22 protein-coding genes are annotated in these 20,374 nt (G+C 57.5%); 16 read left to right on the top strand and 6 right to left on the bottom strand.

Features of this window, described 5'->3' with window-relative positions; genetic code table 11:
- The first annotated feature begins 8 nt into the window (after positions 1-8).
- The 5 genes from bioA to ACW4YW_RS09300 all read left to right on the top strand — a co-directional run bounded on the left by bioA (position 9) and on the right by ACW4YW_RS09300 (position 4,171).
- Positions 9-1,319: an adenosylmethionine--8-amino-7-oxononanoate transaminase gene (gene bioA / locus ACW4YW_RS09280; protein WP_457137270.1), complete on the top strand. Its 1,311-nt coding sequence runs from the start codon at positions 9-11 to the stop codon at positions 1,317-1,319.
- On the top strand, positions 1,316-2,716 hold the full coding sequence (gene dacB / locus ACW4YW_RS09285) for a D-alanyl-D-alanine carboxypeptidase/D-alanyl-D-alanine endopeptidase (RefSeq protein ID WP_457137271.1): 1,401 nt from the start codon (positions 1,316-1,318) through the stop codon (positions 2,714-2,716). The genes bioA and dacB overlap by 4 nt, the downstream gene beginning before the upstream one ends.
- 107 nt (positions 2,717-2,823) lie before the next feature.
- On the top strand, positions 2,824-3,282 hold the full coding sequence (locus ACW4YW_RS09290) for an FKBP-type peptidyl-prolyl cis-trans isomerase (protein ID WP_309564296.1): 459 nt from the start codon (positions 2,824-2,826) through the stop codon (positions 3,280-3,282).
- A gap of 74 nt (positions 3,283-3,356) precedes the next feature.
- On the top strand, positions 3,357-3,779 hold the full coding sequence (locus ACW4YW_RS09295; RefSeq protein ID WP_457137272.1) for an OsmC family protein: 423 nt from the start codon (positions 3,357-3,359) through the stop codon (positions 3,777-3,779).
- Between the two features lie 14 nt (positions 3,780-3,793).
- Positions 3,794-4,171, top strand: a complete 378-nt coding sequence (locus ACW4YW_RS09300) for a VOC family protein (RefSeq protein ID WP_309565110.1) — start codon at positions 3,794-3,796, stop codon at positions 4,169-4,171.
- Between the two features lie 47 nt (positions 4,172-4,218).
- Here the strand turns inward: ACW4YW_RS09300 and ACW4YW_RS09305 are convergent, their stop codons facing one another.
- From ACW4YW_RS09305 to ACW4YW_RS09320, 4 genes are all read right to left on the bottom strand, one after another.
- Complete coding sequence (locus ACW4YW_RS09305) at positions 4,219-6,324, bottom strand: TonB-dependent siderophore receptor (RefSeq protein ID WP_457137273.1); 2,106 nt, start codon at positions 6,322-6,324, stop codon at positions 4,219-4,221.
- A 173-nt stretch (positions 6,325-6,497) separates the two neighbouring features.
- Positions 6,498-6,809, bottom strand: a complete 312-nt coding sequence (locus ACW4YW_RS09310) for a DUF2322 family protein (protein WP_457137274.1) — start codon at positions 6,807-6,809, stop codon at positions 6,498-6,500.
- Positions 6,806-7,426: a 2-polyprenyl-3-methyl-6-methoxy-1,4-benzoquinone monooxygenase gene (gene coq7, locus ACW4YW_RS09315; RefSeq protein WP_457137275.1), complete on the bottom strand. Its 621-nt coding sequence runs from the start codon at positions 7,424-7,426 to the stop codon at positions 6,806-6,808. Before coq7 ends, ACW4YW_RS09310 begins: the two co-directional genes overlap by 4 nt.
- Before the next feature lie 57 nt (positions 7,427-7,483).
- On the bottom strand, positions 7,484-8,914 hold the full coding sequence (locus tag ACW4YW_RS09320; RefSeq protein ID WP_457137276.1) for a S41 family peptidase: 1,431 nt from the start codon (positions 8,912-8,914) through the stop codon (positions 7,484-7,486).
- Positions 8,915-9,110: 196 nt separating this feature from the next.
- On the opposite strand from ACW4YW_RS09320, the gene ACW4YW_RS09325 reads away from it, so the two are divergent.
- The 5 genes from ACW4YW_RS09325 (at position 9,111) to ACW4YW_RS09345 (ending at position 12,621) form a co-directional block, all read left to right on the top strand.
- Entirely contained in the window at positions 9,111-9,398 is a 288-nt protein-coding gene (locus ACW4YW_RS09325) for a SelT/SelW/SelH family protein (RefSeq protein ID WP_407994662.1), read from the top strand.
- Positions 9,399-9,536: 138 nt separating this feature from the next.
- Positions 9,537-10,322, top strand: a complete 786-nt coding sequence (locus tag ACW4YW_RS09330) for an EAL domain-containing protein (protein WP_457137277.1) — start codon at positions 9,537-9,539, stop codon at positions 10,320-10,322.
- Positions 10,323-10,452: 130 nt separating this feature from the next.
- Positions 10,453-10,965, top strand: a complete 513-nt coding sequence (locus ACW4YW_RS09335) for a hypothetical protein (RefSeq protein WP_457137278.1) — start codon at positions 10,453-10,455, stop codon at positions 10,963-10,965.
- 124 nt (positions 10,966-11,089) lie between these two features.
- Positions 11,090-11,704, top strand: coding sequence for a superoxide dismutase (locus ACW4YW_RS09340; RefSeq protein WP_457137279.1), 615 nt, complete (start codon positions 11,090-11,092; stop codon positions 11,702-11,704).
- Between the two features lie 14 nt (positions 11,705-11,718).
- On the top strand, positions 11,719-12,621 hold the full coding sequence (locus ACW4YW_RS09345; RefSeq protein ID WP_457137280.1) for a ZIP family metal transporter: 903 nt from the start codon (positions 11,719-11,721) through the stop codon (positions 12,619-12,621).
- 18 nt (positions 12,622-12,639) lie between these two features.
- Here the strand turns inward: ACW4YW_RS09345 and ACW4YW_RS09350 are convergent, their stop codons facing one another.
- Positions 12,640-13,137, bottom strand: coding sequence for a C40 family peptidase (locus ACW4YW_RS09350; RefSeq protein WP_457137281.1), 498 nt, complete (start codon positions 13,135-13,137; stop codon positions 12,640-12,642).
- Between the two features lie 163 nt (positions 13,138-13,300).
- On the opposite strand from ACW4YW_RS09350, the gene ACW4YW_RS09355 reads away from it, so the two are divergent.
- The 6 genes from ACW4YW_RS09355 (at position 13,301) to ACW4YW_RS09380 (ending at position 20,100) form a co-directional block, all read left to right on the top strand.
- Positions 13,301-13,636, top strand: a complete 336-nt coding sequence (locus ACW4YW_RS09355) for a hypothetical protein (protein WP_457137282.1) — start codon at positions 13,301-13,303, stop codon at positions 13,634-13,636.
- A 54-nt stretch (positions 13,637-13,690) separates the two neighbouring features.
- Entirely contained in the window at positions 13,691-15,346 is a 1,656-nt protein-coding gene (locus ACW4YW_RS09360) for an ABC1 kinase family protein (RefSeq protein WP_457137283.1), read from the top strand.
- Between the two features lie 151 nt (positions 15,347-15,497).
- A complete protein-coding gene (locus ACW4YW_RS09365; protein ID WP_457137284.1) occupies positions 15,498-16,919 on the top strand; it encodes a circularly permuted type 2 ATP-grasp protein in 1,422 nt (473 codons plus the stop codon).
- A 4-nt stretch (positions 16,920-16,923) separates the two neighbouring features.
- Positions 16,924-17,892 (top strand): alpha-E domain-containing protein, encoded by a 969-nt coding sequence (locus ACW4YW_RS09370; RefSeq protein ID WP_457137285.1) that lies wholly within the window; start codon positions 16,924-16,926, stop codon positions 17,890-17,892.
- 13 nt (positions 17,893-17,905) lie between these two features.
- A complete protein-coding gene (locus ACW4YW_RS09375) occupies positions 17,906-18,697 on the top strand; it encodes a transglutaminase family protein (RefSeq protein WP_457137286.1) in 792 nt (263 codons plus the stop codon).
- A 176-nt stretch (positions 18,698-18,873) separates the two neighbouring features.
- Positions 18,874-20,100 carry a hypothetical protein gene (locus ACW4YW_RS09380; RefSeq protein WP_457137287.1) on the top strand — a complete coding sequence of 409 codons (1,227 nt, stop codon included), beginning with the start codon at positions 18,874-18,876 and terminating at the stop codon, positions 20,098-20,100.
- A gap of 29 nt (positions 20,101-20,129) precedes the next feature.
- Here ACW4YW_RS09380 and ACW4YW_RS09385 read toward each other — a convergent pair whose 3' ends face one another.
- Positions 20,130-20,336 carry a hypothetical protein gene (locus ACW4YW_RS09385; RefSeq protein WP_309564314.1) on the bottom strand — a complete coding sequence of 69 codons (207 nt, stop codon included), beginning with the start codon at positions 20,334-20,336 and terminating at the stop codon, positions 20,130-20,132.
- Between the last annotated feature and the right edge of the window lie 38 nt (positions 20,337-20,374).

Consider the following 20,374-nt stretch of genomic DNA (forward strand, 5'->3'; position numbering starts at 1 on the left):
ACCAGCGCATGACGACCAGTAACGCATCCTTGTTGCAGCGCAGCCTGGCTTCCGTCTGGCATCCCTGCACCCAGATGAAGCAGCACGAAGCGCTGCCCCTGGTGCCGGTCAGGCGCGGCGAAGGCGTGTGGCTGGAAGACTTTGACGGCAAGTGCTACCTGGACGGCGTCAGTTCGTGGTGGGTCAACCTGTTTGGCCATAACCATCCCCATATCAAGCAGGCAATTACGGCACAGCTGGACCAGCTCGAGCACGTGATACTGGCGGGCTTCACCCACGAACCTGTTATACGGCTTTCCGAGCAATTGTCTGCGCTTACCGGGCTTGGACATAGTTTTTACGCGTCCGACGGCGCTTCCGCTACAGAGATCGCGCTCAAGATGAGTTTCCACTACTGGCGCAACCATGGGCAGCCCGGCAAGACGCGCTTTCTCAGCCTGCAGAACGGCTACCACGGCGAAACCCTGGGGTCGCTGTCCGTCACCGACGTCGCCCTGTTCAAGGATACCTATGCGCCTTTGCTGCGCGAGTCCGTATCGTTGCCCAGCCCGGATTGGCGGCTTGCGGAGCCGGGCGAGAGCGCGGAGCAATATGCCTTGCGTTGCGCGGAGCTAGCCGAGGCATACATCGCTGAACATCATGCCGCGATTGCCGCGGTGATTGTCGAGCCGCTGGTGCAGTGCGCCGCTGGCATGGCGATGTATCACCCCATCTACCTGCAGCGCTTGCGTGCATTGTGCGACCGTTACCGGGTGCACCTGATCGCGGACGAGATCGCCGTGGGCTTCGGCCGCACCGGCACCATGTTCGCCACCGAGCAGGCCGGCATCAAGCCTGATTTCATTTGCTTGTCCAAGGGCATCACGGGCGGCTACCTGCCGCTTTCCGTCGTGCAGACCACGGATGATGTCTATGCCGCATTCTACGATGACAATGTCGCGCGAGGCTTCCTGCATTCGCACAGCTACACCGGCAATGCCCTGGCATGCAGCGCGGCGCTGGCTACCCTGGAAATATTCGCGCAGCAGGATGTGCTGAACAGCAACCGCCGCAAGGCCGATTACCTCAACCACAAGCTGGCGGCATGGCAAAACCTGCCGATTGTCCACTTGCGCAACACCGGCATGATCTGGGCGTTCGACGCCATTCCGGGCCAGCCCGGTTTCCAGCAGCGGTTCTACCAGGCGGCGTTGCAGCGGGGACTGCTATTGCGGCCGGTGGGCAATACGGTCTACTTCATGCCGCCTTACGTCATCAGCGAGGAAGAGATGGACTGGATGCTGGAACAAGCCTTGGCTGCATTGGAGGAGAGCATATGAGGTTGCTTTGGGTAGGTCTGCTGCTGGGGATGGTCACGCTGGTGCATGCCGCGGTGCCGGAACCGGTCGGCGAGTTGCTGAGGAAAAACGGCATTCCTGCCGAGAATGTCTCTGTCTATGTGCAGCGTGTCGACCAGCCGTCGCCATTGGTGGATCACCAAAGCGACCGGCCGATGAAGACCGCCTCGACTATGAAGCTGCTGAGCACCTACGCCGGGCTTGAGTTGCTGGGGCCGGCCTATCGTTGGCGTACCGAGGTCTACCATGATGGAAGGCTGGAAAACGGCGTCTTGCACGGCAACCTGATCATTCAAGGGCGCGGCGACCCCTACCTGCTTGCCGCCGATATGCGGGCGATGCTGGAAGACTTGCAATTGGCGGGCGTGGAGGACATCCGGGGCGATATCGTGCTCGATACCCGCTATTTTGCCCGGCGCTACCATGACGCCGCCGAATTCGACGACAAACCGCATGCGCCCTACAACGCCGTTCCCAACGCGTTTGCCGTCAATATCAAGTCCACCTCGTTCCATTTCCTCGTCGAGAGGGGCAAGCTGAACATCGAGGCCGATCCTGAATTGCCGGAAATCCATATTCACAACCAGTTGAACCTGGTGCGCGGCGATTGCGGAGATTGGAAAAGCCGGCTGCAGTTCGTGGTGGAGCCGCTGGGCGATGAAGTTGCAGTGACATTCAAGGGCGATTACCCTTCGGCTTGCCGCGACAAGACCCTGGAATTGAACGTGCTGGAAGATGGGCCATATGCCTACGGCTTGTTCCGCAGCAATTGGCTGTCGCTAGGGGGAAAGCTCCGCGGCGGGTGGCGTTATGGCGCATTGTCGGAAGGTGCCCAGCGCTTGGTGACCCACGACTCGCAGCCGTTGTCGGAAATCATCCGCACCATCAACAAATACAGCAACAACCTCATGGTCAGACAATTGTTCCTGACCATGGCGGCAGAGCGGGTTGCCAGCCCGGCGACCGAGGCTGATGGCGTTCATGTCGTCAAAGCGTGGCTTGCCAGCAAGGGACTGCATTTCCCTGAATTGATATTGGAGAACGGCTCCGGGCTCTCGCGCGATGAGCAGATCACGGCGCGGCATATGGCGGCATTCCTGCTGGCGGCCTACGCCAGCCCGGTGATGCCGGAATATCTTTCCGCGCTGCCTATCCCCTCGGTGGACGGCACCATGGCCAACCGCTTGCGCAACAGCCAGGCCAGGGGCAGCGCGCATCTGAAAACCGGCACCATCAACGGCGTCAGCGCTTTGGCGGGCTATGTGCACGACCGCAGGGGTCGGCGCTGGGTAGCCGTGATCATGGTGAACGATCCCAAGGCCAGCGCCTCGCGCGCGGCGCAGGATGCGCTCATCGACTGGGTCTACCAGCAGCCTTGATCCGCACAGGGCCGCATAATCTAGGTATCATACTGGCTTCGCGCCGCGTGCAAGCGCCTGTGTTTGGCGAGTGCGCTGCTGTTGTAAACCTGCTATCGGAGTAATCCATGAAACCAATTGCCATGCTGGCAAGCGCGTTCGTGCTGGCCATACTCGCCATGAGTGGCTGTTCAGCCGATACCAATAGTGACAAGGAAAAAATCGTAATGAGCGACAACATCACCGAATTACAGAAAATCGACACCCAGGTAGGTGAAGGCCGTGAAGCCGAAGCCGGCCTGAACGTGACCGTGCACTACACCGGCTGGCTGTACGACCCCAGCAAACCCGACGGCAAGGGCGCCAAGTTCGACAGTTCCGTGGATCGCCGCGAACCTTTCGTGTTCTATCTGGGCGGCGGACAGGTCATCCGCGGTTGGGACGAAGGCTTTGCCGGCATGAAGGTGGGCGGCAAGCGCACCCTCGTCATCCCGCCGGAGTACGGCTATGGCGCGCGCGGTGCCGGCGGCGTGATCCCGCCTAATGCCACCCTGGTATTCGATGTGGAGCTGCTGGGCGTCAAGTAAGCGCTTGCTAATGGCATCCATGGCATGGGCCGTGGATGTTTTTTCCATCTAGGTTGAGTGGGACAAAAGGCAAAATGAAAGCACGTGTTAAGTGGATTGAGAACGTCTGTTTCATGGGCGAGTCAGAGACCGGTCATGCCGTGGTGCTCGACGGCGCGCCGGAAGCCGGTGGCCGCAACCTGGGCATGCGACCGATGGAAATGCTGCTGATCGGCATGGGCGCCTGCACGTCGTTCGATGTCGTTACCATCCTCAAGAAGTCGCGCCAGCCCGTGACGGATTGCGTGGCCGAGATCATCGCCGAGCGCGCGGACGAAATCCCCAAGGTATTCACCAAGATACACGTGCATTTCGTCGTGACCGGCAAGGGCCTGAATCCGGCCCAGGTGGAACGCGCCGTCAAATTATCGGCCGAGAAGTATTGCTCGGCTTCCATCATGCTTGGCAAGGCGGCCGAGATCACCCACGGCTTCGAAATCCAAGAGGCCGAGCTTTGAGCCGACCCCAGGGCATGCAAGGGCTGCGCCATGTGGCCCTGTTCGTGCAAGATATCGAGGCCTGCCTGCATTTCTATGTCGACATCCTCGGCATGCAGGTCGAGTGGCAGCCCGACCCCGATAACTACTATCTCACCTCGGGCAACGACAACCTCGCATTGCACCGCAGCAACGAAGCTATGGATGGCAAGCAGCGACTCGACCATATCGGTTTCATCATCAGCCATATAGAGTTGGTGGACGAGTGGCATGCCCATTTTGTCGCCAACGGCGTCAAGATACTCATGGCGCCCAAAACCCATCGCGATGGCGCGAGAAGCTTCTATTGCGCCGACCCCGCCGGGACTCACGTACAGATCATCTACCACCCGCCGATTTCCGGCAGGCTCTAGACATAAAAAAGCCCCGCGTTGCGGGGCTTTTGCTTAGTGATATCGGCTTAGTATTGCCAAGTCAGGGTAGCGCTGGCATTCATGGGGGCTGAGTAGAAGCTCTGACCGAACATTAGACTGCTGACGTACTTCTCATTGGTCAGGTTGTAGACATTGACTGCCGCTGTCCAATGCTTATCCAGCTCGTAGTCTGCCATGACATTGATCACGGCATAGCTATCCTGCGTATAGCGTGTGCCATTGTCATAGTTGTAATGAGTGGAGTCTTGCCAGTTGATTGATGCTCCTACCTTCAATTTCTCGATGTGTGGGACTTGATACGTCGTGCTCAGCTTGATCAGATGCCTCGGGGTATAAGGTTTCTGGTTTTCATCATTCTTACCCTTGACGCTCATAAGTCGGGTATAGCCACCATTCACTTTTAGGCGGTCGGTGACTTCACCGGACATGTCAAATTCATAACCCCAGGTAGTGGCATCAATCGCCCTGGAGATATAGACATTCCCAATTTGCTGATTAGTAGATTCTGCCAGATTCTCTTGCACTGTCTTGAACAGGGCAAATGAAGTATTGAGATTGCTCAGCAGATCGCTCTTGATACCTAGCTCATAGTTTTTACCCTCTAGTGGAGCCAGAGGCTGAAGATTGGCGCCCAATGCTGTCTGCGGGTTGTATATGCCTGTGTAGCTGGCATAGAGGGTGTGTTGTCCGGTCAGGTTGTACACAATGCCTGCGTAAGGGGTTACCTTGTCATGTGCTTCTGCATCGTTGTTGCCGCCATAGTAATCGCCTTCGTACTTGTAGGTCAGCATGCTGGCACCAGTAGTGAGTTTCAAGTTTTCGGTCAGATTGAACTTGGCGGCAGCATAGTGGTTGAGGCGCTTTTGCGACCTAGAGCCAAAGTTTGACCATCCTACCCAGTTGGGTTCTGGCAGAGTGGCGATGCTATCGAAGCTGCTAAGCGCAATGTAGCCTGTGCCGGTGCCACTGGCTCGGCCATAAGCGCGTGACCAGCTGGAGCCGACTACCAATTCATGCTCACGGCCTGCGAGAGAGAAGGGGCCGGACGCATAGATGTCGGCAACATATTCTTTGAAAGTGTCATGGTAATTGCCGCCGTAATATATCAAGCCCGCCCCTGTATTAGGGTCTTCATTGCCCATGACATAAAACAAATTGGACTGGCCGGTTTCAGTCTTACGTGAAAACTGCGTCTTGATCTTCCAGCCATTATTGAAGGTATGGGTTAGCTCAGCAAAGCTGGTGTTGTTGAGGGTGTTCCAGTAAGTCCAGTCCGGTGCCGGCATGGTGGAACGGCTGTAATGTCGCTTGGAACCATCTGCATATAGCAAGGGCAGCGCTCCCCAGGTTGGAGTATTGCTGTTGTTTTGCTGATAGGTATGGCCAAAGGCCACGGCGGTGTTGTCGGTAATATCTGCCTCAATGATGCCGTAAGCCAGGTTGCGTTCCTGGCTGTAGTGGTCGAGGTAGGAGTTGCGTTTTTGGTGCGCCATGATCAGGCGTCCACGCACGTTGCCTGCTTCATTGAGTGGGCCGGAGATATCCGCATCTATGCGGCGCCTGTCCCATGAACCCACTGTTAGGTTGATCTTGGCCTGGAAATCACTGGTGGGACGCTTGCGTACGAAATTGATGGTGGCGGATGGATTACCGGTAGCTGTCAGCAGGCCATTAGCACCCCGCAATACCTCGATACGGTCATAGATGATGCTATCCATGTCGCCGATCAGCAATCCAGTTTGAAAAGGAACGCCTATACCGTCGATCTGGAAGTTAGTGATGTCCGAGCCCCGGGCAGTATAGTAAGTGCGGTCAGTCTCGGCGCGTTCTACACGGATACCGGTAGCGAGATCCAGCACGTCATTGACCGAAGACAGCTTGAAGTCATTGATCAAGCTATTGGTAATGACTGAGATCGACTGCGGCGTTTCCTTCAATGAAGTGTTGAGCTTTGTCGCAGTTGTACTGGTCTTGGTGGTGTAGGACTTGGTGGTTTCCGTCACTTGAGGCTCGGAGGCACCTTCAGCCTTCACCTGGATTTCAGGCAATGTATCCTCAGCCAAGGCCAATTGGCCGGTCGACAGGCAAAGCAGTGCCAATACTCCTGCACGGAGTTTAAAACGAGGTTGCATTATTCATTTCCCTGATGAATTAAAAAGCGGTGAAATGATAATGGGTGCTATTGGTAATGTGAATAATTTGCAAAGAAAAATAACAACAATTTACATTTTTTAGGTATTGGAAATGCGGAGTTATGGCAATTTTGGAGTTGATGCAACAAAAAGCCCCGATTGGGGCTTGGGGGCTAGATAATGTTGACGTTGAGCGGTTGTTCGTTCCTGATGATCTCGAACAAGCGATCAATATTGGGATGTTTGCCCGGGTTGGCCTCGGCGTCGCCGGTATGCTCGGCATAAATCTCCAGCCCTTCCCGGGCCGCCGCCACGCTGATGCTGCCGTATTTCTTGTAAAGGTGGTGGTATACCTTCACGGAGCCTTGGCTGCCCGGCTTGTTCTCAATGGAGCCTGCCGCACTGCCCTTGATGTCGAGAAGCTCGATTTTCTGGATATGGTCGCTGGACTCGAGGCCAGCCAGTATTTCGCTGAATGTCGTCATAGATGATAAGTCGTCGTTGTCATGATGTTGGAAAGAATGCGTATGCCTGCCTTGAGCGGTAACGGGAGCCCGGTTGCCCCTTGCGTAGCCGCCTGCTGCGCATGGCCCGCCGCATCGGCTTGTATCTGGCTGATGATTGTGCGGCTTTTTTGGTCGTCGGCGTTCAATGTCTCAAGATGGCGGGCCAGTTGATTGCCGGCCTGGCGTTCGGTTTCCGCTGCGAAGCCTAGGTTCCAACGGTCTCCCAACGCGCCTGCGAGCAATCCCAGGCCAAAAGAGCCGCCGTAAAACAACGGATTGAGCAAACTGGTGTGGCTACCCAGTTCCTTGATGCGTTTTTCGCACCAGGCCAGGTGTTCGGCCCCCTGCTGTGCAGTTGCACGAAGCGTGGCGGCTGTTTCAGGGCTGCGCGCACTAATGGCTTGACCGCTGTAGAGGGCTTGTGTGCATATCTCGCCGGTATGGTTGGCCCGCATCAAGGCGGCGGCATGACGCTTGTCTTGTTTCTCAGTAAGCGTTTCTGGCAGGGCGGCGCCTGGATATGGGCGCTGGCTGGCCGGCGTGGCCAACAGCGTGCGCAGGCCTTTGTCGAATTCAATGATGAGGCGGTCTAGCATGGCGGGAATTGCAGGATTGCAGAGGCCAGGCCGCCAGAGGGCGACCTGGGGTTTTGCTTATTTGCGTTGCAGGATCTGCAGGCCCTTCAGCAGGTTGAGCGCCTGGTTGAACTGGTAATCGGCCTTGGAGCCTGGCTCGATCGGGCCGCTTGGCGCTGCCTTGTCCTTCTGCTCCTTGCTGTCAGGCTCGGCAGCAGGTGCCTCGGGCTTGGTATCCTCTTGCTCGGCTGGAGCGGGCTGGACGATAGGAGCCTCTTCCCCGTCCTTGGGGTTGCTCAGGTGGCGGCTCAGGTCAGCCTCGCGCAGCATTGCCGCGTGCTCTTGCGAGTTGACCGTTGCCTCTTCCACCAAGATGTCTGGCACGATGCCCTTGGCCTGGATCGAACGACCCTTCGGCGTGAAATAGCGGGCGGTGGTGAGCTTGATGGCCGCACCGTTGTTCATCGGCAGGATGGTTTGCACAGAGCCCTTGCCGAAGGTCTGGGTGCCCATGATGATCGCTCGCTTGTGATCCTGCAATGCGCCGGCGACGATTTCCGAAGCGGATGCGGAACCGCCGTTGACCAGCACTACGATAGGCAGGGTCTTGAGGTCGGCTGGCAAGTCGCGCAGGTAGTCTGCGCGTGCGCCGCCACGCACGTAGTTTTCAGGGTTGGCGGTGAGGCGCATCTTGGCTTCTTCGCCCCGGCCTTCGGTATAGACCACCAGCTCGCCCTTGGGCAGGAAGGCTGCGGAAACACCGACACCCGCGTTCAGCAAGCCGCCAGGGTTGTTGCGCAGGTCGAGGATCAGGCCCTTGAAGGCTTCCTTGTTCTGTTCGCGCATGGCTTTCAGCGCCTTTGCGAGGTCTTCGCCGGTATGCTCCTGGAATTGGGTGACGCGGATATAGGCATAGCCGGGTTCAGACAGTTTGTACTTGACGCTTTGGGTCTTGATGATGGCGCGCGTGAGCACAAAGGTCAGCGGCTTGGCTTCGCCCTTGCGCAACACGGTCAGGTTGATCTTGGTATCTGGCTTGCCGCGCATGCGCTTGACGGCATCGGTGAGCGTCATGCCTTTCACCGGCGTGTCGTCCAGTTTCATGATCAGGTCGCCGCTCTTGAGGCCGGCCTTGTATGCGGGTGTGTCCTCGATCGGGGCAACTACCTTGACGAAACCGTCTTCCATGCCGACTTCAATGCCCAGTCCACCGAATTCGCCCTGGGTGCCTGCCTGCAAGTCCTTGAATGCATCAGCGTCCAGGTAGGCCGAGTGGGGGTCCAGCCCGGATAGCATGCCGTTGATGGCTTCGGTCAGCAGCTTCTTGTCTTCAACCGGTTCTACATAGTCGCTCTTGATCTTGCCGAATACTTCGGCAAATGTGCGTAGGTCATCGAGCGGCAGCTGCGGCTTGGTTTCCTTGTCCGCAATGGCGGAGTAACTCAAGCTCAGCATGACGCCAAGCAACGGGCCTGCGACGATCAAGCCGATCTTTTTAAGTTTGCGCATGTAAAACGATTCCTCAATGGAAAAACCAGAATGGTTGAATACTAATGGTTGTAATTGGAAGACAGGGAGCGACTAGCCCATTTTCCGCTATTTATGTTGTCATTGCAAAACGTTGGAGAGTATCGCACAGTCATTTTTTGCTTTTCAATCACTTGAACGCTAAATTTCTTTATTTTACATATGGAGCTGTTAGTCAATGAGTCTGCCCAAGTTGCCGGAACTGGAAATCGAATATTGCACGCAGTGCCGCTGGCTGTTGCGAGCGGCCTGGATGGCGCAGGAGCTGCTGACAACGTTCGAGTCAGACATTAAGCGCGTCAGTCTGGTTCCGGGAACGGGAGGGATTTTTGAGGTCAGGTTGAATGGCGAGCTGCTATTTTCTCGCAAGGAGCACGGACGTTTTCCCGAGTCGAAGGAATTGAAGCAACTGGTGCGCGACCGTATCGATCCCGAGCGCGATCTCGGCCATAGCGATCGCAAGTAGCTGAAATTTAATTATTTAAATAGGATTTTGCGGGAGGGAAATAATATCCGACTAAAATAGTTGGAAATAACTCTTTAAATGTAAATTGTTCTCATTTATGATGTTTCCGGACAGGGATTTTGTGGAAGGTTCATCAACATGAATGCATTTAACCAATCGGAAATAGGAGCCTTATTGCTCGATCATGAGATTGAGCCGCACGACATGGCTCCCAACGAATTGCTGGACGTGGTGATGACACGGCAATTCGGCACTGATTATTTGCCTATCGTGGACGTGCAATCGATCGAGATGCTGGGCTATGAGGCCCATGCCCGGTTCTGGGCGCGCAACGGCAGGCCGTTGAATGCAGACAAGCTGAGGGTGAGCCTGCGCAAGAATCCGCTACTGCTGTTTCATCTCGAGCTGGAATTGAAGAAGCTGCAGATTGCCAGCTTTCCGGGCGAGGGCTGGCTGATGCTGGATCTTGACATGGATAGTTTCTTTGCCGGAGGCGAGGGGGAGGACAACCCATTCCTCGGCCTGTTCAAGGAATATGCCTGGTCCGAGCGCGAGATCGTCATCAATGTCGTCCAGAACCACACCATGCATGAGACTTTCCGCACCCAGCACATGATGGATCTGTTGCAGCATTCCGGCACCTCGGTCGCGTTGGAGGACGCCGGACTGTCCTGGGGCATGTTCTCCTTGAGCGCCTTTCTTGATGCCGCCATGGTGAAATTCAGCAGCCGTGCACTGCGGGAGCTGGACGGCAAGGCCGCACAGGCGATGGTGGACTGGCTGGTAGGAGCGGCGCGCAAGATCGGCGTGCAAACGGTGATGACCGACGTGGATACCTGCGCAGCCTTGGACTGGGCGCGAAAAATGCGCGTGGACTGCGTGCAAGGACGCTTGTTTTCCAAACAGAATCTGCAGGCGCATTAAGCGCCTGCTATCGCTGGACTTGGGCCAGTTGTCATCTCTTTCCAATTTTTATGACGCGAGGGAGTTGTATTGCGTTTGTAAATAAATAATAATTCCTCTCATTGTCATTATTAATTGTAGAGCCAGCCACATGAGCCCGGTCAGGCATCACGACACCATATCTTCCCTACCTGACGAAGCATCCGACCATACGATCTCGACTTGGGAACATACCATTCGCCAGGGAAACCGCGCCTACTCCGACAAGCAGGACCAGCTTGCGTTGCAGCAATACCAAACAGCGCTCGAGCAAGCCAAGCTGCTGCTCAGGGAATGCGTGCAGGCGGATGAGCAGGCCGTGCCGATTGATACCGTGATTGCCGCCTATGTGGTATCCCACCATAACCTCGCCAATGTCTATGCACGCCAGGGAGATATCAATACTGCGGCATGCCGGCTGTGCGAGGTGCACCAATGCCTGTCTCGCATTTGCTCCGACCCCGCGATGCATTGCGCATTGCGCGAAGCAGCCCAGCGTCACGGGCGCCGTACATACAGAGAACTATTGAACTTTAGCCATCTGTATAGTCAACATCCTTTAGTAGCGAGGACCTTGCGCGTCTGCGGGCAGTTCTGTAGCCTGCAAGACCAGCCGCTACACTAAATCCTGAATCCCAGTGAGATTTTCTGTGCTAAAAAGCATAAGATAGCTCGTGCAGATTGACTGCGGCAACCGGGTTCAACATTCCCTCTAAAATTTAACGATCAAAAAACTAAGGAGCAAAATAATGGCGTATACATTACCCCCCCTTGATTATGCTTACACGGCCCTCGAGCCGCACATCGATGCCCAGACCATGGAAATCCACCATACCAAGCATCACCAGACTTATATCAACAACGTGAATGCGGCCATCGAAGGCACGCCTTTTGCCGACGAGCCGGTAGAGTCGCTTGTCGCCAAGCTGGACAGCCTGCCGGAAAACCTGCGCGGCCCTGTGCGCAACAATGGCGGAGGCCATGCCAACCACAGCCTGTTCTGGAAGGTCATGTCCCCCAATGGCGGCGGAGAGCCTACCGGCGCCTTGGCAGATGCGATCAAGTCCGACATCGGCGGTTTCGATACATTCAAGGAAGCCTTCACCAAGGCCGCTCTGACGCGTTTCGGCAGCGGCTGGGCATGGCTGTCAGTGACTCCCGAGAAGAAGCTGATTGTGGAAAGCAGCGCCAACCAGGATAACCCCTTGTCCCACGGCAACACGCCGATTCTCGGCCTGGATGTCTGGGAGCATGCCTACTACTTGCGTTACCAGAACCGCCGCCCGGAATATATCGGCGCGTTCTTCAATGTCATCAACTGGGATGAAGTCGCACGTCGTTACCAGGAAGCCTTGTCTAAATAAGACTGGAACTTGTCATGAACTTCCCCTTCATTCTCGCCAGCAATCGGCAAAAACTATGGCTGTGGATGATAGTCCTGGCTACCTTGGCCGTCATTCTGCTGATGGTGCAGTTGTTGGGGGATTGGGGGCAAGCCGCCTGGGGAGTGCCCCAGGTGCGCGACGCCTTTTGGGGAGGCTCCGCCGCGGCATTGGCAACGGCGGCAGGCACTTTACCGGTCTTTTTCTGGAAGCAGTTGCCCGACCGCATCATGGATACCTTGTTCGGCTTTGGGGCAGGCGTCATGCTCGCCGCCAGTGCCTTTTCACTGATCGTGCCGGGCATCGAGTCGGCCCAGGCTCAAGGCGCGAGCGCATGGGGCGCCGCCTCCATGGTGGGCGGCAGCATCATTATCGGCGCTGCACTGTTATTGGCGTTGGAGCGCTGGGTGCCGCATGAGCACTTCATCAAGGGCATGGAGCGCGAGAATACGCTGGCATTGAAGCGTACCTGGCTGTTCGTGTTTGCCATCGCCCTGCACAACGTGCCGGAAGGCCTGGCGATCGGCGTGGGCTTTGCTGGCGGCGACGTCGTGCGCGGCGGCGCGCTGGCTACCGGGATCGCGATCCAGGATATCCCGGAAGGCTTCGTCGTGGCGATGGCCTTGGCGGTGGTGGGCTATTCCCGCCGTACCGCGATATTGATCGGAATGGCGAGCGGCCTGGTTGAACCGGCAGGTGCCGTGCTCGGCGCCGCGATCGTAAGCTCCTCGGCAGCGCTGCTGCCGTGGGGATTGGGTATCGCCGCAGGCGCCATGCTGTTCGTGGTGAGTCACGAGATTATTCCAGAATCGCACCGCAAGGGACATGAGGTCTTTGCGACCAGCGGCTTGATTGTCGGTTTCGTGCTGATGATGATGCTGGATACTGCCCTGGCTTGACGTGCAGTATTTAGAAGCTTAGCGGCTGTCCTCCATGCGGCGGGCGCCGTTGAAACGCTTGGCCCAGTAATTGTCCGTCATATCGACCACCTGCACACCGCCGCCCGAGCTGGGGGCGTGGATGAACTTCTGGTTGCCAAGATAGATGCCGACATGCGAGAAGGCAGATTTCAAGGTGTTAAAAAACACCAAATCCCCCGGTTGCAGCTGTTCTTGCGATACCGGCTGTCCGAGCTTGCTGATGGCTTTTGCGCCGTGAGGTAGGGTCATGCTGGTGGATTGCTGGAAGACATAACGCACAAAACCGCTGCAGTCGAACCCGGTTTCTGGCGATTTCCCGCCGTAGCTGTACTTGATGCCGGTGAGGCTCAAGGCGTTGATGAGCACTTCCTGCACGGATTCGGTCCAGCTCTGCGTCGCATCCTGCTGGAACTGCCGGGCAGCGCTGACCTCTCCCGCCCAGGCAGGGACATTGTTCAGCAACATCAAAACAGCAAAAATGGCAGGTAATTTCATCAGCACTCCCGATTCTATTAGTTTATTTTCGGTCGTGTAAACCAATTCTTTAAGTTTTCCTGAAACTCGAACGCCAGCCCGGCTGTCTGGCCAATAAGCAGATGGAAGGCATTTGGCTTGGTGTAGAATGGCTTTTGTCGATGTTGGAATAAGGCATGTCATCATGAGTTCGAGCACTTATCCACTTATGCAGAAATTGAAAACCAATCTTGAAGATGCAAGACGCCGAGAGGTGCTGCACCACTTGAGTCCGGAAGAAATGGAGCAAACCCTGGCGGAATATGCCAACCATTTCAGGCTGGGTTCGCGCGAGCGGGCGCGGCTGCTGGCTGGCTCTGTCGTCAGGCGCATTCACGGCACGGGCAGCCGCCTGAAACGCGCTGGCAAGCAGGCGGTCAAGCATGTTGGCGCGAAAGTGGCCCATGCCGCCAGCCACAAGCTCAAGGAGGTGGCTGCCCGCATCGAGCAGCGTGCCGATCGCCTGGATCAGGACGAATAATACAAACTCAGTTTTTTGGCCGGGAAGACTATGCTGCGTGAAACAATTTCGGTAATGCGTGATTTCAAGCGTGTGCGTGCGATTGGCCGCATCCTCATGCATTACGGCTGGGGTGACATTGCGGAGCGGCTCGGCAAGCGCAGTTGGTTGCGCCGGGCGGGCAATGCGCTCAATTCGGAAGCCTCGCGTGAAATCATGCAACTGCCCTCTGAGGTGCGTGCGCGCATGGCGTTGCAGGAGTTGGGCCCGACCTTCGTCAAGATGGGGCAGGTGCTGGCAACGCGCCCGGATATTTTTCCTCCCAACTGGATAGAAGAGCTATCCAAACTGCAGGACCAGGTGCCGCCCGTGCCATTCGAGGATATGCTGCCCGGCTTGCAGGAAGCGCTTGGCAAATCCCCGTTTGAGGTATTCCGCGATTTCGATACCACTCCTGTGGCGGGCGCCTCGATTGCCCAGGTGTACCAGGCCAAGCTGCAGGACGGCACCCCGGTGATCCTGAAATTGCGCCGGCCCGGCATACGCGAGAACATTGACGCCGACCTGCGCCTGCTGCACCACATCGCGCGCCTGATCGAGGCTGAAGTGGAGGAGGCGCGGCGCTTCAATCCCACCGAGATCGTGGACCAGTTCTCCAAGTCATTGAAGCGCGAGCTCGACCTGGCGTTGGAAGGGCGCAATACCGAGCGCTTCGCACGCAATTTTCTCTCTGACAAGACCACCAGTTTCGCCAAGATTTATTGGGATTACACCAGCGAAAGCGTGCTGGTGATGGAAAAGATCAATGGCATACCGGGCAACAGCCTGGAAGAAGCGCGCCAAGCCGGGATGGACCTGCCACTGCTGGCAGCGCGCGGTGCGGATGCGGTCATGAAGATGGTCCTGATCGACGGCTTTTTCCATGCCGATCCGCACCCGGGCAATATCTTCTTCCTGCCGGAAAACAAGATCGCCGTGATTGATTGCGGCATGGTCGGGCGCATCAGCATAGACCGGCGCAATGAAATCGCCGACCTGCTCGCCGCGCTGGTGTCGCGCGACATCGATACATTGCGCGGCATCCTCATTGCCTGGGCGGGCAACGTGGTGGTGGACGAGGACAAGTTGGGGGCCGATGTCGACGAGTTTATCTGCACCTACGACAATGCGCCGCTCAAGCACATCAGCTTCGGCATCCTGCTGAACGACCTCACCACGATCATGCGCGAGAACCATCTGTCGGTGCCGCCAGACCTCACCATGCTGTTCAAGGCGCTGATCACCCTAGAAGGCCTAGGGCGCCAGCTTGATCCCGATTTCCAGATCGTCAGCCACCTCACGCCTTTCGTGAAGAAGATCATTATCGAGCGTTACATGCCCAAGACGCTGTGGCGCAAGGGCACGCGCGGTTTCAGCAAGACGCTGGGCGCAGTGAGCGACCTGCCCGGCGACGTATCGCAGGTGCTGAAGGAGGCGGGACGGGGCAGGTTGAAGCTCAACCTGGACTTGAAGCGCCTGGACCACTTCGGGCACCAGCTTGACCACAGTACCAACCGGCTTACCATGGCGCTGATCACCGCCTCGCTGATCATCGGCTCTTCCATCGTCATGACAGTGCGTGGCGGGCCCGAGCTTTTCGGCCTGCCCGCGTTCGGCTTCCTTGGCTTCTTCCTCGCATTCGTCATCGGCATCATGTTGATGATCTCGATCTGGCGTTCAGGCAAGGATTGAGCCTCTCATCGCCAGCCTGGTGCTGGCACCCGGCGGTAGCCGGCATTTGCACTGTTTTGGTGCAAATGCCTGATGTTGTTGATTGCTGTATTTTTAACGCAATGAATAACAAGGAATTTTTATCTGGCATGACCCTTGCGAGAGGTACTGCATGGATACCGCTAAGAAAAAACCTTTTGACGAGATGTTCCTGCAAGACGAAGCGGTACGGCCGATCTATGCCGAATACGCCGACTGGTTGCAGGGCGTGCCGCACCAGCAGCTTGAGAGCAAGCGCCAGGAAGCGGAACTGCTGTTCCGCCGCGTGGGGATCACCTTCAATGTCTATGGCGAGGATGCCGGCGCGGAACGCCTGATTCCGTTCGACGTCGTGCCGCGCGTCCTCTCCGCCGGCGAGTGGTCGCGCCTCTCCGACGGCGCGATCCAGCGCGTCAAGGCGCTGAACATGTTCCTGCATGATATCTACCATGGCCAGGACATCATCAAGGCAGGCATTGTGCCGTCCAGCATATTGGCGAATGCGCAATACCGTCCCGAAATGTTTGGCGTGGACGTGCCCAAGGGCGTTTATGCCCACATTGCCGGCGTCGACCTGGTCCGCACCGGCGAAAACGACTTCTACGTGCTGGAAGACAACCTGCGTACGCCTTCCGGAGTTTCCTACATGCTGGAAAACCGCAAGATGATGATGCGCCTGTTTCCCGAATTGTTCCGCCGCTACCCGGTGGCGCCGGTCGAGCATTATCCGCAGGTCCTGCTCAACAACCTGCGTGCCGTGGCGCAGGCCGGCGTGCATGAGCCGACGGTGGTGCTGCTGACGCCAGGAGCCTACAACAGCGCCTATTTCGAGCATGCCTTCATCGCCCAGCAAATGGGCATTGAATTGGTGGAAGGCCAGGACCTGTTCGTGCGCAACAACGCGGTCTATATGCGCACGACAGAGGGCCCGAAGCGCGTGGACGTGATCTACCGCCGCATCGACGACGACTTCATCGACCCGTTGAGCTTCCGTCCGGACAGCATGCTCGGCGTGCCAGGCCTGCTCTCGGTCTACCGCAATGGCGGCGTCACGCTGGCGAATGCGGTGGGCACCGGGGTGGCGGACGACAAGGACACTTACATCTATGTGCCCGAGATGATCAGGTTCTATCTCGGCGAGGAGCCTATCTTGTCTAACGTGCCGACTTACCAGCTCAGCAAGGCGGACGACCTCAAGTATGTGCTGGACAACCTGGCAGCGCTGGTGGTGAAGGAGGTCCAGGGGTCGGGCGGCTACGGCATGCTGGTCGGGCCGTCCGCCAGCAAGCAGGAGCTGGAGGATTTCCGCCAGCGCATCCTGGCCAACCCGGCCAACTACATCGCCCAGCCGACGCTGGCGCTATCGACTTGCCCGACCCTGGTGGAACAAGGCATCGCGCCACGGCACGTCGACCTGCGGCCCTTCGTGCTTTCAGGCAAGACGGTCAGCCTAGTGCCGGGCGCGCTATGCCGTGTCGCGTTGCGCGAAGGCTCCCTGGTGGTGAATTCCTCGCAAGGGGGCGGCACCAAGGACACCTGGATTTTGAAAGATTGATGCCATGCTAAGCAGAACCGCAGATCACTTGTACTGGATGGCGCGCTACATCGAACGCGCCGAGAACATGGCGCGCGTGCTGGACGTGACTTACAACATGTCGTTGGTGCCGAACGCCTCGCAGAGCGAAACCACGCTATGGGAGCCTGCATTGCAAATTGCCGGCGGCGTGGACAGCTATCGCCGGGATTACGGCGAAGTGACGGCGGCTGGCGTGGTGCGCTTTCTCGCCATGGATACGCACAACCCCTCCAGTATCTATTCGACCTTGCGCAGCGCGCGCGAAAACGCGCGTTCCGTGCGCGTCACGCTGTCGGCGGAAACCTGGGAAAACATCAATGCGCTATGGCTGGAATTCAGCCAGTTTGTCGGCATGGACCTGATGCAGAAGGGGCTGGGCGAATTCTGCGACTGGGTGAAGTCCCGTTCCCACCTGTTCCGCGGCGTCAGCTTCGGCACCATGCTGCGCGACGACGCGTTCCGATTCCTGCGCCTGGGGACGTTCATCGAGCGCGCGGACAATACCGCGCGCCTGCTCGACGTCAAATACCATTTGCTATTGCCCAGCGACGAGGAAGTGGGCGGCGCGGTGGATTATTACGAGTGGAGCGCGATATTGCGCGCGGTCTCCGCCTTCCAGGCCTACCAGAAGGTGTTCAATGACGCGATAGAGCCGTGGAAGGTGGCGGAACTGCTGGTATTGCGTGAAGACATGCCGCGCTCGCTGCATGCATGTTTCTCCGAGATCACGCCTATCCTCGACCAGCTCAGCGGCCGCCACAGCAGCGAGTGCAGGCGGCTTGCGGGCGAGCTGCATGCAAGGCTGCGCTACGGGCGCATGAACGATATCTTCCAGGAAGGGCTGCACGAATTCCTCAGCGATTTCATCATTTCCAACAACAATCTCGGCGCCGAGATCCAGCGCACCTTCTTGAATGCGCCGATTATCGGCCTGGCTGCAGAGACTGAATGAACGGAGCATTGCCATGCAATTCACGATCAACCACCGCACGCATTACCTCTATACCGATATCGTCAACTACACCATCCAGAAGCTGCGCCTGACGCCGCAGGATGGTTTCGGGCAGCGGGTCAGGCGCTGGGAGATCCGTGTCAACGGCCACCTGCAGCGCCATGACGATGCTTATGGCAATGCGGAGCACTTGCTGGTGCTGGACACCCCGCATGAGGAAATCAATATCCTTGCCACGGGCGAAGTGGAAACCGGCCTGGACACCCCGCCGGCGCACGACATCCTGCCGCGCGAGATTTACCTGCGCGCCACTGCCTTGACCGCCACGGATGCCACCTTGCGCAACTTTGCCGAGCGGTTCCGGGTCAATCAGTTTACCGGGCAAGTGCTGGACGACATGATGCATGCGATCGTGGACAAAGTGCCGTACAACCGGGGCGTGACTGCCGTGGATACGTCCGCTGCCGAAGCATTCCGCAGCGGGCACGGCGTCTGCCAGGACCATGCGCATATTTTCATTGCCTGCTGCCGTCACCTGGGCATCCCCGCGCGCTATGTGAGCGGTTATCTGTTCACCGACGACGGCAGCCTGATGGAAAGCCATGCCTGGGCCGATGCCTGGATGCCGTCCGGCTGGACCAGCTTCGACGTCTCCAACCGTTGCAGGACCAATGGCGTGCACGTGCGCCTGGCGACCGGCCTGGATTACGGCGATGCCTGCCCGGTGAGCGGCATGCGCGTGGGCGGCGGGTTGGAGACGATGACGGTGGGGGTGCATGTCAGCCAACTCCAATCCCAACAATGATCGCGATGCAGAAAAAGCGGCTGGCGGCGTTGCATCCACTTGCCGTACTTCAGTGTACTGTCTGCGTGGATGCGCCTTGCCAGCCACTTTTTCTGCATCGCTCGGTTTAGAGGGATTTGTCCACCGCGTTTTTAGGGTTTCTGGTTAGATAGCCGAAAGTATTACAAGGAAAACGCATGAATTCATTGCAGTTTCCCCGCCACGGGGACAAGGAGAACTCGGCATTTTTCGAGGAGTACCTGGTCAAGTTGCTGGAAGAGCGCGACGCGGTGGGATTGACCGCGATGGTGCACGAGATTGATGCGCTCATGATCACGGTGGACCCGGGGCATTCGGTCAAGTATGTCGCCGAGTTGTGTTTCATGACTTCGTACCATTACCTGGTGACGCTGGAGAGCGAGTCTCACTGGACGCATGTGCTGCGCATCGATCTTGATTCGCCCGACTTGCTGGTGCGGGAGGTGAAGGACCCCAACCTGCGCGGTATTTTCCGCAGTCTCAACGAAATCTATCCTGTGGGCGCGCGCAAGCCCAACAGCCGCTACATGGGCGAGATCATCCGCGTCGACAGTCTGCATGACGTGGTCAAGCTGCAGCAGGAGCGGGAATTCCGCTTTTTCACTCAGGACGAGGTACGCAAGCTGGAGTTGCCCGGCAACCTCGCAGTGAGCAAGCCCTCGCCTTATACCCACAATATCGTCGCCTACCTGGAGCGCAAGCCGGATGAAATGCGGGTGTATTCCCTCGGGGTAAGCCGCGTCGATCCCGAATTGCAGATGGCCTATGAAGCGGCCAAGGCCCTGCAGCAGAAGCTGAATTTCGGCGACCTCCTGTTGCCTATCGACCATCTCGCGACGCGGGTATACAGCCAAAACCGCGAGGTGGCGATCCTGGAATACCTGTCGTGGTCGAGCTATTACTTCTGGGGCGCCTACAATATCTTCGACCAGAACTCATCGACCAATGTCACCAAGAGCGCGCACGGACTGCCGGAATCCAAGAGCCCGGCAAAGGTATTCACGGCCAACAACACGCCTTATTTCGTCAACCATTTGGAAAAATTGCCGTCGCCCACCGAAACCTTCGTGCGCAACTACGGGCCGCGCCTGCACCACATCGCGGTGGCGGTGCGGGATGGCGAGCGCGACGGCATCGAGCATATCGAGTTCGCCGTGAATGCGATAGCCTCGCAAGGGCAGGGCTTCCTGCTTGATGTCATCGGTTCCCGCGAAGAGGGCTTGAAGCAGATATTCTCCAATGCCTCCGAGCATTCGTCACTGATCGTGGAGTATGTGCAGCGCTTCGGCGATTTCCAGGGCTTCTTCACCAAGGACAACGTGGCGGTGCTCACCGAAGCGGCCGGGCGTGAGGAAGGCGTGAAATCAGGGGCATCCCTGGGTTGATGTCAAGAAGTTAGCGTCAAGGAATCAGCCTAATCGTTGCCTACGCCCAGCTTCTTGGCCACCGTCAAGGTCAGTAGCGAGGCGACGAACAATACGCCCAAGGTCATGAAGCTCTTGTGGATGAAATCCGAATCCTTGATCCAGTCCCAGATCATGGCGACGCCGAGCAACAGGCTGGCGAGTATGCACAGGATGCAGATGGTGAAGCAGATGTTGCGGATGGTGTTGATGCGCATGGCGGCTCTCCCGATGATGTTGTTTTGACTTGTATCAT

The organism is Methylobacillus pratensis (assembly GCF_054072455.1).